The sequence below is a fragment of the Kitasatospora sp. NPDC059803 genome, assembly GCF_042732255.1.
Classification (GTDB): domain Bacteria; phylum Actinomycetota; class Actinomycetes; order Streptomycetales; family Streptomycetaceae; genus Kitasatospora.
In genome coordinates, this window is the sequence record NZ_JBHWIJ010000024.1 from 1 (window position 1) to 15,351 (window position 15,351).

Here is a 15,351-nt window from a genome sequence, read left to right on the forward strand (position 1 = left end):
GGGGGGGGGGGGGGGGGGGGGGGGGGGGGGGGGGCGGGGGCGGGGGGGCGGGGGGGGCGGGGGGGGGGGGGGGGGGGGGGGGGGGGGGGGGCGCCGGGGGCGGCCGGGCGGCGGCCGGTCAGGCGTCGGTGGAGCCGTCCAGGTTGACGTAGGCGTAGAAGACGCCGATGTCGTAGCCGTCCTTCTGGGTGTTGAAGGTGGCGGTGAGGTCGGTGTCCCCGTTGCGCAGGTACGGCGAGATGTCCCAGCGGTTGGAGTCGTAGCCGAAGTTGTTGCGGTTGTACGGGTTGCGGACGAACTGGTCCTCCGGGGTCAACTCCTCGATGGTGGAGTTGAAGGCGTCGTTCGGCGCGTGGTTGATGTCGGAGAACAGCGTCTCGGGCCCGTTGGTGGACTTGACCGACAGGGTGTCGCCGGTCCACTTGAGGTCGCCGTCGTAGACCACCCAGCCGAGCTTGCCGTGGAGCTGACCGCTCTGCGGCGTCTGCAGCCCCGCGAGCTTGATCTGCCGCGTCGGGCTGTCCGGCAGCTCGACCTGGAAGCCGTCCCACAGGTGGACGTGCCGCATCGGCTTGCAGTCGTTCTCGTACGCGACGACGATCGTCCAGCCGCCCCAGCTGTGCGGCTTCACCACCGAGTCCATGTTGGCGACGGTGTAGGTGCCGTTGCCGGCGTTCCTGACCAGGTCGGTGATGTCGGCGGAGGCCTGGTAGCTGCTCTCCACGTCGGTGGTGATGTAGCCGATGGACGGCTGGTCGTTGGCGATGTCCCGGTACTGCTTCTCGCCCGGGACCTTGAGGTACACCTCGTCGATCTGGTTCTCCGGCAGCACGGTGTCGCCGATGCCGCGGGTGCCGCCCCAGTACAGCCGGGCGTACTTGACCTTGGAGCCGTCGATCAGGCCGAGGTCGGCGGAGCTGGCGGAGTAGATCGGGTCACCGAGCGGGCCGATGGAGCCCGGGTCGATGTTGATGTACTTCATCTCGTACTTGTTGTTGATCGGCATGCTGCCGAGGCCCTTGCGGGCGTCCTCGCAGGGCGGCTGCTCCGGGTCGAGGGGTGCCTTGGTCTCGTCACAGGTCATCAGCGAGTTGCTGATCCTGGTGACGGAGCCGTGGAAGTCGCCCTGGAAGCGGGTGGTGAACGGCAGCGGGTTCTCGGAGATGGTCTCGGCGCGCGGGTGCGGGTTCGACGAGCCGGAGCCGGAGCCACGGGCGTCGGCGATCGGGGTGGCCAGCAGCTGGCTCGCGACGGCGGCGAGGGCGGCGCCCGCGACGACGGTCCGGCGGGCGAGCAGGCGGGCCGCGGCGGCGCGGCTGACAGCGGAGGAGGGCATGGGATCCTCTCGGGACGGAACGGACGAGCACGCCCATCGGACCACAACCGTCCGTCACAGGATCTTCACATACCGCCATTGGGGAAACGATCCACCCGAGCGGACGGCCCGCTGTCATCCGATCGAACGACAGCGGGCCCGAAGGTGTTTGAGCCGCTCAGGCGCTCAGAGCACCTGGAGGTTCTTGCGCAGCTCGAACGGTGTCACCTCGGAGCGGTACTCCTCCCACTCCTGCCGCTTGTTGCGCAGGAAGAAGTCGAAGACGTGCTCGCCGAGGGTCTCGGCGACGAGCTCGCTGCGCTGCATCAGGTCGATCGCCTCGCCGAGGTTCTGCGGCATCGGCTGGATCCCGAGGGCGCGGCGCTCGGAGTCGGTCAGCGCCCAGACGTCGTCGTCGGCGCCCGGCGGGAGCTCGTAACCCTCCTCGATGCCCTTGAGGCCGGCCGCGAGGGTGACGGCGTAGGCGAGGTACGGGTTGCAGCCGGTGTCCAGGGAGCGGACCTCGATCCGGGTGGAGCCCTGCTTGCCGGGCTTGTACATCGGCACCCGGATCAGCGCCGAGCGGTTGTTGTGGCCCCAGCAGATGTAGGACGGGGCCTCGCCGCCGGCCCCGGCGGTGCGCTGGGAGCCGCCCCAGATCCGCTTGTAGGAGTTCACCCACTGGTTGGTGACGGCGGCGGTCTCGGCGGCGTGCTTGAGCAGGCCGGCGATGAAGGAGCGGCCGACCTTGGAGAGCTGGTACTCGGCGCCGGTCTCGTGGAAGGCGTTGCGGTCGCCCTCGAACAGCGACAGGTGGGTGTGCATGCCCGAGCCGGGGTGGTCGGAGAACGGCTTGGGCATGAAGCTGGCGTGCACGCCCTGCTCCAGCGCGACCTCCTTCATGACCAGACGGAAGGTCATGATGTTGTCGGCGGTGGACAGCGCGTCGGCGTAGCGCAGGTCGATCTCCTGCTGGCCGGGGGCGCCCTCGTGGTGGGAGAACTCCACCGAGATGCCCATCGACTCCAGCATGGTGATGGCCTGTCGACGGAAGTCGTGGCCGACCCCGCGCGGGGTGTGGTCGAAGTAACCGGACTGGTCGGCGGGGATCGGCGGGGTGCCGTCGCCGGGCAGGTTCTTCAGCAGGAAGAACTCGATCTCGGGGTGGGTGTAGAAGGTGAAACCCTGGGCGGAGGCCTTCTCCAGGGTGCGCTTGAGCACGAACCGGGGGTCGGCATAGGACGGCGAGCCGTCGGGCATCAGGATGTCGCAGAACATCCGGGCGGTGCCGGGGGTCTCCGAGCGCCACGGCAGGATCTGGAAGGTGGTCGGGTCCGGCTTGGCGATCATGTCGGACTCGTAGACCCGGGCGAAGCCCTCGATCGCCGAGCCGTCGAAGCCGATGCCCTCCTCGAAGGCCTGCTCCAGTTCGGCCGGAGCCACCGCGACCGACTTCAGGAACCCGAGCACGTCGGTGAACCACAGCCGGACGAACCGGATGTCACGCTCCTCAAGCGTCCGAAGCACGAACTGCTGCTGCTTGCCCATGGGGACAGTCTCACCTCTGCTCTTTACGCTCGTGTTACGCCCGGAAGACCCCCGGACGCGGCTGCCCCCATCATGGCCGATCACCGCGCGGGACGGCAGTCCGGACCCTGGTCCGACCCCCCGGACAGCACATTGCGTCAGTTCGACGATTACACTCGGGGGCATGCCCAATCTCCGTCTCGCCCTGAGCCAGATCGACCCCTGGGTCGGTGACATCGCCCGCAACAGCGATGAGGTGGTGCGCTGGACCAGGCAGGCCGTGGAGGCCGGCGCCCAGCTGGTCGCCTTCCCCGAGATGGCCCTGACCGGCTACCCCGTCGAGGACCTCGCCCTGCGCAGTTCCTTCGTCGAGGCGTCCCGGGGCGCGCTGGTCGAGCTGGCCGGGCGGCTGGCCGCCGACGGGCTGGGCGAGGTGCCGGTGGTGGTCGGCTACCTCGGACGCTCCGAGCACGCCTCGCCGAGGTTCGGCCGCCCGGCCGGCTCCCCACAGAACTGCGCCGCCGTGCTGCACCGGGGCGAGGTGGTGACCCGCTTCGCCAAGCACCACCTGCCCAACTACGGCGTGTTCGACGAGTACCGCTGGTTCGTCCCGGGCGAGCAGCTGCCGGTGCTGCGGCTGCACGGAGTGGACGTCGCGCTGGCCATCTGCGAGGACATCTGGCAGGACGGCGGCCGGGTCACCGCGGCCCGCGAGGCCGGGGCCGGGCTGCTGCTGGTGGTCAACGGCTCACCGTACGAGCGGAACAAGGACGACCAGCGGCTGGAGCTGGTCCGGCGCCGGGCCGCCGAGGCGGGCTGCCCGCTGGCCTACGTCAACATGGTCGGCGGCCAGGACGAGCTGGTCTTCGACGGCGACTCGATCGTGGTCGGCGCGGACGGCGAGGTGCTGGCCCGCTCCCCGCAGTTCGAGGAGCACCTGCTGGTGCTGGACCTCGACCTGCCGGCCGCCGGCGACGACCACACCGACGGCCTGCTGCTGAGCGACGGGCTGCACCTCGTCCGCACCGACCTGGGCGGCGAGCCGCAGGCCGCGCCCGCGGACACCCCGGCCCCCGAGGTGGCGCCGCGGCTGTCCGACGAGGCGGAGATCTGGGCCGCGCTGGTCTCCGGCACCCGGGCGTACGTCACCAAGAACGGCTTCCGTTCGGTGCTGATCGGCCTCTCCGGCGGCATCGACTCGGCGCTGGTGGCGGCCATCGCGGTGGACGCGATCGGCGCCGAGAACGTGCACTGCGTCTCCATGCCCAGCCGCTACTCCTCGCAGCACTCCCGGGACGACGCGGCCGAGCTGGCCCGCCGGACCGGGCTGCACTACCGCACCGTCTCCATCGCCCCGATGTTCGACGCCTACCTGGGCGCGACCGAGCTGACCGGCCTGGCCGAGGAGAACCTGCAGTCCCGGCTGCGCGGCACCCTGCTGATGGCGATCTCCAACCAGGAGGGGCACATCGTGCTCGCGCCCGGCAACAAGAGCGAGCTGGCCGTCGGCTACTCGACCCTGTACGGCGACTCGGTGGGCGCGTTCGGGCCGATCAAGGACGTCTACAAGTCGCTGGTCTTCCGGCTGGCCCACTGGCGCAACGAGGAGGCCGGGCGGCGCGGCGAGGTGCCGCCGATCCCGGAGAACACCATCTCCAAGCCGCCGTCCGCCGAGCTGCGGCCGGACCAGAAGGACAGCGACTCACTGCCCGACTACGACCTGCTGGACAGCGTGCTGGCCCGCTACATCGAGGGCGACGAGGGGCGGGACGCGATCGTCGCGGCCGGCTTCGACCCGGCCGTGGTGGACCGGGTGGTCCGGCTGGTCGACACGGCCGAGTACAAGCGGCGGCAGTACCCGCCGGGCCCCAAGATCTCGGTCAAGAACTTCGGCCGGGACCGCCGCCTGCCGATCACCAACCGCTGGCGGCGGGGCTGAGCCAGGACCTAGCCGAACCGGTAGGTGGCGGCCACCGCGAGGTGGTCGCTGCCGTCCCGGGGCAGGGTGCGGGAGTCGACCGGCGCGAGGCCGCCCTTGCTCATGATCTGGTCGATCCGGGCCATCGGGAAGGACGCCGGCCAGCTGAAGCCGAAGCCGTCCCCGGCGGCGCCCTGGGCCGAGCGCATCTGCGAGGTGACCGGCGCCAGGCTGCGGTCGTTCATGGTGCCGTTGAGGTCGCCGAGCAGCAGGACCTTCTTCACCGGCTCGGCCTGGATCGCGTCGCCGAGCGCCTGCGCGCTGACGTCCCGCTGGTCGACGGTGAAGCCGCCCTCGGCCTTCAGCCGCACCGACGGCAGGTGCGCGACGTACACCGCGACCGGGCCCTGCGGGGTGGCGACCTGGGCCCGGAACGCCCTGGTCCAGCCCATCTTGAGGTCCACCGGCGAGACTCCGCTGATCGGGTACTTCGACCAGAGGCCGACCGTCCCTTCCACCTCGTGGTACGGGTACGCCTCGGCGAGCCCGCTCTCGTAGTCGCGCAGCGGCTTGCCGGCCAGTTCCTGGAGGGCGACGATCTGGGCGCCGGAGGCCACCAGGCCGCGGACGGTGCCCGGCACGTCGGGGTTGGCGGCGGCGACGTTGTGGCTGACCACCGTCCAGTCGCCGGTGCCGCCGCTCTTGTCGCTGAGCAGGCCGCCGAACAGGTTGAGCCAGATCGCGACGGGCAGCAGCAGCGCGATCAGCGCGGTGGCGGAGCGGCGCAGCAGCGCGGGGGCCAGCAGCACCGGGACGGCCAGGCCGATCCAGGGCAGGAAGGTCTCCAGCAGGCTGCCGAGGTTGCCGGCGCTGTTGGGGACGTCGGCGTGGAGGGCCATCAGCAGGGCGGCGAGCACGGCCAGCACCGCGACGACCAGGCCGCGCCGCCAGGTGGTGGCGCCGCGGCCGTCCCGGCCCCAGTGCCGCAGGCCCAGGAATCCTCCGGGACGGCCCGCGGGGGCCGGGGCGCCCGCCTCGCCCCAGGGGCCGGCCGTGCTCCGGTCGGTCCTGTCCGCCTGCGTCATCCGTGGCTCCCGTTGTTCGTGCCGTCGCCGGTCCGGTGTCCGGCCCGTGCGGTACGGGCGGGTGCCGGACTGGTGCCGGTTTGATCGGATACCCGGCTCAGCCTATGCCGGGACAGACGCGGGGCCGTCGGAGCGGGTTCCGGCGTGGCCCGGTTTGGTGAGCCAGGCCACGCCGGGCGCGGGTCGGACACAGGTCGGTGCAGGTCGCTGCGGGCACGGGACCGGGGCGCGGGGTCCGGGGCGCGGGAGCGCGTTCAGCCGCGGGAGCCGGAGGCCGCGTGCGGCGCCAGGCCTTCGAGCAGCGAGTCGACCATCCGGCGGGCCAGGTCCGGGTCCTCCAGGTCGGAGTCGTCCCAGAGGATGCTGCGGTACAGGATCGGGCCCATCAGCATGTCGCCGAGCAGCTCGACGTCGAGGTCGGTCCGCAGCACGCCCTCGTCCATGGCGCGGCGGATCAGGGCGAGCCCCGCCTCCCTGCGGGGCTTGATCACCCGGTCGCGGTACGCGCTGTACAGGTCGGGCAGGCTCTGCATCTGGCCGAGGGCGGCCTTGAGCACCCAGCGGGAGCGCTTGGCGAGGCCGCGCCGGCGCATGTAGTCGATCATCTCGATCAGGTGGTCCCGGGCGGTGCCGTCGGTCGGCGCGGGCATCGGGACTTCCAGCCGGCTGACCACGTCGACCAGCAGGGCCTCCTTGTTGGGCCAGCGCCGGTAGATGGTGGCCTTGCCGACGCCGGCCGCGGCGGCGATGCCCTCGATGGTGAGCTCGGACAGCGCGGTGCCGCCGGCCATCAGGTCCTCGACGGCGGCGAAGATGGCCTGCTCGGCGGCCTCGCTGCGCGGGCGGCCGCGGCGTACGGCGGCGCAGGGCTGTCCGGCCCCGGCGGCCGGGGTGTCCGTCTTCATCCCCGCTGTACTCCCTCGCTGTCCGCGTGGCGCACGGGCGCCGTTCCGTTTCCGATGGTGGTCCGTGGACCGGGTTCCGATGGTGGTCCGTGGACCGGGCCGGGTGGCGGCCGCCGTCCTGGGCCTCGGCCCTGCCGCCCGGGGGTTCACCCGGGTGACAGGGCCATTGTCGCTCAGTGCGATCGCGGGTCAGGCGTCCGCGGCCACGGCCTTGCGGCTCTGGTCGGGCTGCTCGGCGGCCTTCCCGGCCGGGCCGCCGGGGGCGGCCGACCGGCGCGGCAGCAGGAACCAGGCGATCAGCGCGCCGACCACCGTGATGCCCGCAGAGAGCGAGGCCACCACGTGCATGGCGCTGACGAAGGCGTCGTCGGCCGGGCCGATCAGCGCGGCGCCCTTGGGGCCCATCCGCTCGGCGATGGCCAGGGTGGCCTCCAGCGACTCGCCGGCCTTGCCGCGCAGGTCGTCGGGCAGCTGGTTGAGCGTGTCGGCCATGCCGTCGCGGTAGACGGTGGAGAGCACCGCACCGAGCACGGCGACGCCGAGCGAGCCGCCGACCTGGCGGAAGGTGTTGTTGACGGCCGAGCCCGCGCCGGCCTTCTCGCGGGGCAGCGAGGCCATGATCGCGACGGTGACCGGCGGCATGACGTGCGCCATGCCGGTGCCCATCAGCAGGCCGAGCACGATCAGCACCCAGATCGGCGTGTCGACGCCCAGCAGGGTGTAGCCGACGAAGCCGACCGCGATCAGCAGCATGCCGACGGCGGCGGTGGCGGCGACGCCGAAGCGGTCGACCACCAGCCGGGCCCGCGGCGCGAACAGCAGCTGGGCGACGGCCAGCGGCAGCATCAGCAGGCCGGCCTGGAGCGCGCTGTAGCCGCGCACGCTCTGGATGTAGAAGACGCCGAAGAAGGAGACGCCCATCAGCGCGAAGAAGACCACGCCGACGACCACGACGGAGGCGCTGAACACCTTGTTGCGGAACCAGGTGACGTCCAGCGCGGGGAAGCGGGTGCGGCGCTCGAACCAGACGAAGGCGGCCAGCGCCAGCACGCCGATCAGCGTCGGCACCCAGGCCTCGGCGGCGGTGAAGTCGGCCAGCTCGCCGCCCTTGATGATGCCGTAGATCAGCGCGACCAGGCCGATGATCGACAGCAGCACGCCTATCGGGTCGAGCTTGCCGGGGTTCGGGTCCTTGGACTCGGGCACCAGGACGACCATCGCGATCACCGCGACGATCACGATCGGGACGTTGACCAGGAAGACCGAGCCCCACCAGAAGTGCTCGATCAGCAGGCCGCCGGTGATCGGGCCGATGGCGATGGCCAGGCCGACCGCGCCGGCCCAGATGCCGATCGCCTTGGGCTGCTCGGAGCGCTCGAACACGTTCATGATGATGGCCAGCGTGGCGGGCATCGCGAGCGCGGCGCCGACGCCCATCAGGGCGCGGTAGCCGACGAGTTCACCGGGCGAGGCGGCCAGCGCGGAGAGCAGCGAGGCGATGCCGAAGACCACCATGCCGCCGAGCAGCGCGCGCTTGCGGCCGAAGCGGTCGCCGAGCAGGCCGGAGGTGAAGAGCAGCCCGGCGAACACCAGGGTGTAGGAGTTGATCGACCACTCCAGGTCGCTCTGGCTGGCGCCGAGGCCGACCGGCGCGGGGGTCGCGATGGTCTTCATCGCGACGTTGAGGATCGAGTTGTCGAGGACGACGACGAGCAGGGCGAGCACCAGGGTGCAGAGGATCGCCCAGCGGCGGCGGTGGATGGCTTCCGGCACGCGGGGTGGCGCGGCTGCGGTGGTCATTGGTCTTCCCGTCCGTGATGGTGTGGCACTGGCGGGCAATTCCGAGCCATGGTCGTCTCGTAACCCCCCGGCACCAGGGTAGCGGCCATTTCGATACGAGACGAATCCGTTTCGTAAAAACGCGGCAAAGCCCGCCGGCCGGCGGCCGGTGTGCCACAGATCGCACCCGCGCGCCTGCACGCCCCTTTGCGCGCACGCCGGGGCGTGCAAGCATGGAGGTGATCCGGGGACGCCGTACGGCGCCACGAGACGACAACCCTTCAGGAGTCCGTTCGATGAACGCTTCTTCGCCTTCGCCTGCCCAGAACCAGGCGGCGACCGCCACCCTCTACGGCGGGGTCACCAACCGCCGCATCACCGTCCGCGACCTCGCCACCGCCAAACAGCGCGGCGAGAAGTGGTCGATGCTCACCGCCTACGACGCCCTCACCGCCGGGGTGTTCGACGAGGCCGGCATCCCCGTCCTGCTGGTCGGCGACTCCGCCGGCAACTGCCACCTCGGCTACGAGACCACCGTGCCCGTGACCATGGATCAGATGGTGATGCTCTCCGCCGCCGTCGTCCGCGGCACCAAGCGCGCGATGATCGTCGCCGACCTGCCGTTCGGCTCCTACCAGGAGTCCCCCGCGCAGGCCATGCGCAACGCGGCCCGGCTGATGAAGGAGGCCGGGGTCGGCGCGGTCAAGCTGGAGGGCGGGGAGCGCAGCGCCCGCTCGATCGAGCTGCTGGTCGAGGCCGGCGTCCCGGTGATGGCGCACATCGGCCTCACCCCGCAGTCCGTACACGCCTTCGGCGGCTACCCCGTCCAGGGCCGCGGCGACGAGGCGGCGCACCAGCTGCTGCGCGACGCCAAGGCCGTCCAGCAGTCGGGCGCCTTCGCGGTCGTGCTGGAGGCGGTGCCGGCCGAGCTGGCCGCCCAGGTCACCGAGCAGCTGACCATCCCGACCGTCGGCATCGGCGGCGGGCCCGACACCGACGCCCAGGTCCTGGTCTGGACCGACATGGCCGGCATGACGGCGGGCCGGGTGCCCAAGTTCGTCAAGCAGTACGCCGACCTGCGGACCGTCCTCGGCGACGCCGCCCGCGCGTTCGCCGAGGACGTCCGCGGCGGCGCCTTCCCGGCGGCGGAGCACAGCTTCCACTGACGGCCCCCGACGGCCCCCCTCCCCCGCCCCGGGCAGGGGGCCGCGGCCGTGCCCGCTCCCCCGGTGACAGCGGTCTGACAGCGCAGCGCCTGGCCCGCCCCCCTCATGACAGCCCGCTGACAGCCGGGCCGGACAGCCTGGGGGCATGACACGAATCGCCACCGCCCCGAACGACCGGGGGACCGCCGCGGGCAACGCCGTCGAAGTCCGCGGCATCGTCAAGCACTACGGCACCACCAAGGCCCTCGACGGGGTCGACCTCACCGTCCGCGAGGGCACCGTGCTCGGCGTGCTCGGCCCCAACGGCGCCGGCAAGACCACCCTGGTCCGGGTCCTCTCCACCCTGATCAAGCCCGACGCCGGCACCGCGTTCGTCGGCGGCTACGACGTCCTGCGCCAGCCCAAGCAGCTGCGCCGCACCATCGGCCTCACCGGTCAGTACGCCTCCGTCGACGAACTCCTCTCCGGGTACGAGAACCTCTACCTGATCGGCCGGCTGCTCGACCTCCCCCGCCGCGAGGCCAAGGCCCGGGCCACCGAACTGCTGGAGCGCTTCTCGCTCACCGAGGCCGCCAAGCGGACCGCCAAGACCTACTCCGGCGGCATGCGCCGCCGCCTCGACCTGGCCGCCAGCATGATCGGCCGCCCCAAGGTGCTCTACCTGGACGAACCCACCACCGGCCTCGACCCGCGCACCCGCAACGAGGTCTGGGACGAGGTCCAGCGGATGGTCGCCGAGGGCAGCACCGTGCTGCTCACCACCCAGTACATGGAGGAGGCGGAGCAGCTCGCCGACGAGCTGACCGTCATCGACCGCGGCCGGGTGATCGCCAACGGCGGCGTGGCCGAGCTCAAGGCCAAGGTCGGCGGCCAGACCCTCCAGATCCGCGCCGCCCACCCGGCCGAGCTGCCCGAGATGGCCCGCTGCCTGCACGACCGCGGCATCACCAGCGCCACCGTCTCCACCGACACCGGCCTGCTCGCCGTACCGATCACCGACGACGAGCAGCTGACCACCGTCATCGGGGTGCTCGGCGGCCGCGGCTTCGCGATAGCCGGCATCGACACCAAGGTGCCCAGCCTCGACGAGGTCTTCCTCGCCATCACCGGCAAGCCCGCCGACACCGCGGACGCCGTCCCCAGCCTCGCCAAGGAGCCCGTCGCATGACCACCGCCACCATCACCCCCGCCCGGGTGGAGGACTCCCGGATCGGCCTGTCCGGCACCTTCCGCCACGTCGGCGCGCTGACCCGCCGCAACCTGATGCGGATCAAGGCCGACCCGGAGTCGATGTTCGACGCCGTGCTGATGCCGGTCATCTTCACGGTGCTGTTCGTCTACGTCTTCGGCGGCGCCGTCTCCGGCAACCAGGACTCCTACAAGCAGTACATGATCCCCGGCCTGCTCGGGCAGACCGGCCTCACCCTCGCGATGGCCGTCGGCACCGGCCTGAACAGCGACTTCCAGACCGGCGTGATGGACCGCTTCCGGACCCTGCCGATCGGCCGGGCCTCCGTCCTGCTCTCCAAGATGGCCGCCGAGACCTGCCGGGCGCTGCTCTCCTTCGTGATCCTGATCGGCTTCGCGATGTGCATCGGCTTCGAGGTGAAGACCGGTCCGCTGGAGGTCGTGGCCGCGGTCGGCCTGTCGCTGGTGTTCGGCATGTCGATCGTCTGGGTCTCGATGCTGCTGGGCATGGCGCTGCGCAGCGCCCAGGCCGTCCAGGGCGTGGCCATGCTGGTCCTGATGCCGATGCAGTTCGGCAGCTCGATCTTCGCGCCGACCGACACCATGCCGGGCTGGCTCCAGGCCTTCACCAAGGTCAACCCGCTGTCGGCGCTCGCCGACGCCTCCCGCTCCCTGCTCAACGGCCAGGGGCCGCTGGCCCACCCGGTGATGGTCGTGCTGATCTGGTCGGTGGCCACCACCGCGATCTTCGCGCCGCTCGCCGTCGCCCGCTTCCGCAAGCGGACCTGAGAACGGCCGCCGGCCCTCCGCGGGGGTGGGCCGGGGGGGGACCCGCCGGCCCGAGGGGGCGGGGGCGGGCGCGGCGTCAGCGGAGTGACCCGAGACCTGGGGCGGCCCGGGGCGGGGGGGGCCGCCGGCCCCCCGCCCGCGCGCGCCGCGCGGCCGCGCCCTCGCCCCCGACCCCCCGCGCGCGCGGCCGGCCCGCCCCCCCCCCCCTCCACTCGTACATCCGCTCCCGGACCTGTTCCGGGGTCAGGCCCTCGCCGGCGGTGTGGGCGGCCTCGAACGCGGCGTCGCCCAGCAGGGCCCGCAGGGAGGCCGCCGCCCGGCCGCGCTCGACGCGGTCCAGGTAGCCGCCCTTCGGGCCGTTCAGCATGTGGTGCGCCCCGTGCAGCACGGTAGCCTGCCGGGCCCGCTCCAGGTCGCCGTCGCGCTCGGCGAAGGAACGCAGCACGCCCACCACCGCGGGCACCACCATGACCGTCATCTGCTCGCCGAAGCCGCTGGTGCTCGCCGTCTGACGGAGCAGCGTCCGCCCCTCGCGCAGTGCCGCGAGCCCCTCGTCCGGCCGGCCTGCCCGGGCGGTGATCCAGCCCCGGGTGGTGGTCAGCATCCCGGTCACGATCCCCGGGGCGAAGCTGCCGACGCTGGTCGCCTCCATCCGGTCCAGCTCGGCCAGCGCCTGCTCGTGCTCGCCGCGCAGCATGTGGACGCCACAGAGCGTGAGGCCGCCGAACAGCAGCGCGCCGGTGGAGGAGTGGTCCGCGCTGTGGGAGTCCAGCCCGGCCAGCGCCTCCCGGATGATCCGCTCGCCGTGTTCCATGTCCTGCTCCAGCAGGGCGGAGCCGAGGTTCACCCGCAGCATCGGCACCTCGTGCGGTGTCCCCAGCTCCTCGGCCAGCTCGATCGCCCGCTCGTACGCTGCGGCGGCGGCCGCCGGATCGCCCCGGTTGGCCAGCGACTCGCCCTGGGCCGCCAGCGCCTGGGAGACCCCCCAGAGGTTGCCGGCCCGCTCGTACAGCTCCAGGGAGCGCGCGCCGTCCAGGATTCCCTGGTCGGCCCCGCCCGGCCAGTCGTTCAGCATCTTGGCCCGGAGCTGCAGGATGAACGCGAGGTCGTTCGGCCCGCCGTGCTCCTCGCAGCCGCGGACGGCGTCGTCCAGCAGGCTCTTCATCAGCTCCAGCCGGCCGGCCAGGAACGCCCCGAACACCCGTATCAGGCCCGGGAACCGGTAGGCCTGCGGCAGCTCCGGGGTGTAGACGTCCAGCAGCTGCTCCGCGACGGCGATCGCCACCGGGTTGCCGAGCACGTCCAGGTTCCCCTCGAACATGCCCATCAGCCGGTACATCGCGAGCAGTCGGCGGGCCTCCTCGACGACCCCTTCGGGCATCGGCAGGCCGTAGGAGAGCACGTCCCGCTCCAGCGGTACGGGCGGCTGCGGGCCGAACGGATCCGGCCCGAGCGCCGCGACGGCGTCGTACCAGCCGCGGGCCTCCATGCTGTAGCCGCGCAGCGACCAGTACCAGCTCATGCCGAGGGTGAGGACCAGCGACTGCTCCTCGTCCCCGAGGTCGATGGCGCGCCTCAGCGCGGCCCGGACGTTGTCCAGCTCGCGCTCCAGCACCGTCAGCCAGTGCAGCTGCTGGGGGCCGTGCATGTTCAGGAAGGCGGTGGCGACGACGCTCCGGAAGTGCGCCAGGTGGCGGGCCCCGGTCGCGTCGCGCTCCTCCTCGGACTCGGCGAGGCGCTCGGTCGCGTACTCGTGGATGGTCTCCAGCATCCGGTAGCGCGGCAGGCTGCCGTCGTCCAGGTCGGCGACCAGCAGGGACTTGTCGACCAGCGACAGCAGCAGGTCGGCGACCTCCCCGCCGACCACCTCGGTGCCGTCGGCGCAGATCGCCTCGGCGTCCTCCAGCTGCCAGCCGCCGGCGAACACCGAGAGCCGGCGCAGCACCGCCCGTTCGCGCTTGCCCAGCAGGTCCCAGCTCCAGTCGACCACCGCGCGCAGGGTCTGCTGGCGCGGCAGCAGGGTGCGGCTGCCCGCGGTGAGCAGGGCGAACCGGCCGTCCAGGCGGTCGGCGATCTGGCGCGCCGTCATCACCCGCAGCCGGGCGGCGGCGAGTTCGATGGCCAGCGGCAGGCCGTCCAGGCGGCGGCAGATCTCGGCGCAGGCCGCCGGGTCGGTGTCCGGGTCGAAGCCGGGGCGGGCGGCGGTGGCGCGCTCGGTGAGCAGGCGCAGCGCCACCGGGTCGGGCAGCGGCTCGACCGGCAGCACGGTCTCGCCGGGCACGCCGAGCGGCTCCCGGCTGGTGGCGAGCACGGTCAGTTCGGGGCACTCGGCGAGCAGGACGTCGGCGAGGTCGGCGGCGGCCTGGATCAGGTGCTCGCAGTTGTCCAGGACGAGCAGCATCCGGCGGTGGCCGCAGTGCTCGACCAGCCGGCGGACCGGGTCCTCGGCGCGCTTCTCGATCACCTCGGCGACCATGCCGCCGCTGTGCAGCACGATCTCGCGCAGGCCGAGTGCGGAGACCACGGCGGCGGGCACCGCGTCCGGGCTCTCCAGCGGGGCGAGTTCGGCCACCCAGACGCCGTCCGGCCAGTGCCCGGCGGACTGCTCGGCGCGGCCTGCCTCGATCGAGAGCCTGGTCTTGCCGGAGCCGCCGGGGCCGGTCAGGGTGATCAGCCGACTGTTCGTCAACGTTCCGCGCAGCGCGGCGAGATCGCCCTCGCGGCCGACGAAGCTGGTCAGCCGGCCGCGCAGGTTTCCGCCGACGCGCGGGGGCTGGAGCGCCCCGGACCGTTCGGCGGCCGGCGGGGCCGGTATGGGCTCCGGCGCGGGGGCGGTCGACGCGGGGGCGGGCGCGGTCGGCGCGGGCGCGGGGGCCGGTTCGACCTCGGCCGGGGTCAGCAACGTGGCGTACAGGGCCTGGAGTTGGCGCCCCGGGTCGACGCCGAGCTCCTCGGCGAGGGCGCGCCTGGTCCGCTCGTAGTGGCGCAGCGCCTCGGCGGTGCGGCCGCTCTCGTGCAGCGCCCGGATCATCAGCTGCTGCAACGGCTCGTCCAGCGGCTGCCGTTCGCAGAGCTCGGTGAGTTCGGCGACCAGTTCGGCGGCCCGGCCGAGCCCGAGCTCGGCGGTGATCCGGTGGCGGCGGGCCTCCTCGCGCTGGGTCTCCAGCCGGGCGGCCGGGCCGCTGCGGTCCGGCAGGTCGGCCAGGGCGGGGCCGCGCCACAGCGCCAGGGCGGCGCGCAGCCGGTCGGCGGCGAGCGCGTGGTCCCCGGTGTCGAGGGCGCGGCGGCCTTCGGCGCCGAGCCGCTGGAACTCGGCGAGGTCGGTGGCCGGGTCGGTCAGCCAGTACCCGGCCGGGCCGGAGCCGATCTCGTCCCGGCCGACGGTCCGGCGCAGCCGGCCGACCAGGGTCTGGAGCGCGGCGGAGGAGTCCTGGGGCGGCTCGGCCTCCCACACCTCGTCCACCAGCAGGTCGGCGGGCACCGGGCGGCCCTGCCGGAGGGCGAGCGCGGTGAGCAGTGCCCGCAGCCGGGCGCCGCCTAGCGGCACCGGGGTGCCGTCGTCGTGGTGAGCCGTCGTGGTCCCGAGGATGCCGTAGTACACCGGTCCATTCTGGTCGATGGGCGGCGCTCGGGGCGCACAATTGTCCAGGGGTCCCTCACCGGCGGCGGAACCCGGACG

10 protein-coding genes are annotated in these 15,351 nt (G+C 72.8%); 4 read left to right on the forward strand and 6 right to left on the reverse strand.

Annotated features, from left to right (window positions below; genetic code table 11):
• Positions 1-118 precede the first annotated feature (118 nt).
• Entirely contained in the window at positions 119-1,336 is a 1,218-nt protein-coding gene (locus ACFV6I_RS06290) for a hypothetical protein (protein ID WP_380423734.1), read from the reverse strand.
• A 165-nt stretch (positions 1,337-1,501) separates the two neighbouring features.
• A complete protein-coding gene (gene glnA, locus ACFV6I_RS06295) occupies positions 1,502-2,863 on the reverse strand; it encodes a type I glutamate--ammonia ligase (protein WP_063347345.1) in 1,362 nt (453 codons plus the stop codon).
• 163 nt (positions 2,864-3,026) lie between these two features.
• Between glnA and ACFV6I_RS06300 the strand changes: the two genes are divergently transcribed.
• Positions 3,027-4,781: an NAD+ synthase gene (locus tag ACFV6I_RS06300; protein WP_380337575.1), complete on the forward strand. Its 1,755-nt coding sequence runs from the start codon at positions 3,027-3,029 to the stop codon at positions 4,779-4,781.
• 8 nt (positions 4,782-4,789) lie between these two features.
• Here ACFV6I_RS06300 and ACFV6I_RS06305 read toward each other — a convergent pair whose 3' ends face one another.
• The 3 genes from ACFV6I_RS06305 to ACFV6I_RS06315 form a co-directional block, all read right to left on the reverse strand.
• Positions 4,790-5,659: an endonuclease/exonuclease/phosphatase family protein gene (locus ACFV6I_RS06305; protein WP_380423754.1), complete on the reverse strand. Its 870-nt coding sequence runs from the start codon at positions 5,657-5,659 to the stop codon at positions 4,790-4,792.
• Positions 5,660-6,099: 440 nt separating this feature from the next.
• Complete coding sequence (locus ACFV6I_RS06310; protein WP_063347350.1) at positions 6,100-6,750, reverse strand: TetR/AcrR family transcriptional regulator; 651 nt, start codon at positions 6,748-6,750, stop codon at positions 6,100-6,102.
• A 189-nt stretch (positions 6,751-6,939) separates the two neighbouring features.
• Positions 6,940-8,550: an MFS transporter gene (locus ACFV6I_RS06315; RefSeq protein WP_063347351.1), complete on the reverse strand. Its 1,611-nt coding sequence runs from the start codon at positions 8,548-8,550 to the stop codon at positions 6,940-6,942.
• 275 nt (positions 8,551-8,825) lie between these two features.
• On the opposite strand from ACFV6I_RS06315, the gene panB reads away from it, so the two are divergent.
• The 3 genes from panB to ACFV6I_RS06330 all read left to right on the forward strand — a co-directional run bounded on the left by panB (position 8,826) and on the right by ACFV6I_RS06330 (position 11,672).
• Entirely contained in the window at positions 8,826-9,695 is an 870-nt protein-coding gene (gene panB, locus ACFV6I_RS06320; protein WP_063347352.1) for a 3-methyl-2-oxobutanoate hydroxymethyltransferase, read from the forward strand.
• A 145-nt stretch (positions 9,696-9,840) separates the two neighbouring features.
• Positions 9,841-10,863 carry an ATP-binding cassette domain-containing protein gene (locus tag ACFV6I_RS06325; protein ID WP_063347353.1) on the forward strand — a complete coding sequence of 341 codons (1,023 nt, stop codon included), beginning with the start codon at positions 9,841-9,843 and terminating at the stop codon, positions 10,861-10,863.
• Entirely contained in the window at positions 10,860-11,672 is an 813-nt protein-coding gene (locus ACFV6I_RS06330; protein WP_063347354.1) for an ABC transporter permease, read from the forward strand. Before ACFV6I_RS06325 ends, ACFV6I_RS06330 begins: the two co-directional genes overlap by 4 nt.
• A 76-nt stretch (positions 11,673-11,748) precedes the next feature.
• Here ACFV6I_RS06330 and ACFV6I_RS06335 read toward each other — a convergent pair whose 3' ends face one another.
• The gene (locus tag ACFV6I_RS06335) at positions 11,749-15,273 is read right to left on the reverse strand and encodes a BTAD domain-containing putative transcriptional regulator (RefSeq protein ID WP_380423735.1); all 3,525 of its coding nucleotides are present in this window, start codon (positions 15,271-15,273) and stop codon (positions 11,749-11,751) included.
• Positions 15,274-15,351: the final 78 nt, after the last annotated feature.

Bases quoted from the DNA above. Each gene is read 5' to 3' on its own strand.
- glnA (WP_063347345.1), bottom strand. From the start codon at position 2,863: ATGGGCAAGCAGCAGCAGTTCGTGCTTCGGACGCTTGAGGAGCGTGAC.
- ACFV6I_RS06300 (WP_380337575.1), top strand. From the start codon at position 3,027: ATGCCCAATCTCCGTCTCGCCCTGAGCCAGATCGACCCCTGGGTCGGT.
- ACFV6I_RS06310 (WP_063347350.1), bottom strand. From the start codon at position 6,750: ATGAAGACGGACACCCCGGCCGCCGGGGCCGGACAGCCCTGCGCCGCC.
- ACFV6I_RS06315 (WP_063347351.1), bottom strand. From the start codon at position 8,550: ATGACCACCGCAGCCGCGCCACCCCGCGTGCCGGAAGCCATCCACCGC.
- ACFV6I_RS06305 (WP_380423754.1), bottom strand. From the start codon at position 5,659: ATGGCCCTCCACGCCGACGTCCCCAACAGCGCCGGCAACCTCGGCAGC.
- ACFV6I_RS06330 (WP_063347354.1), top strand. From the start codon at position 10,860: ATGACCACCGCCACCATCACCCCCGCCCGGGTGGAGGACTCCCGGATC.
- ACFV6I_RS06290 (WP_380423734.1), bottom strand. From the start codon at position 1,336: ATGCCCTCCTCCGCTGTCAGCCGCGCCGCCGCGGCCCGCCTGCTCGCC.
- panB (WP_063347352.1), top strand. From the start codon at position 8,826: ATGAACGCTTCTTCGCCTTCGCCTGCCCAGAACCAGGCGGCGACCGCC.
- ACFV6I_RS06325 (WP_063347353.1), top strand. From the start codon at position 9,841: ATGACACGAATCGCCACCGCCCCGAACGACCGGGGGACCGCCGCGGGC.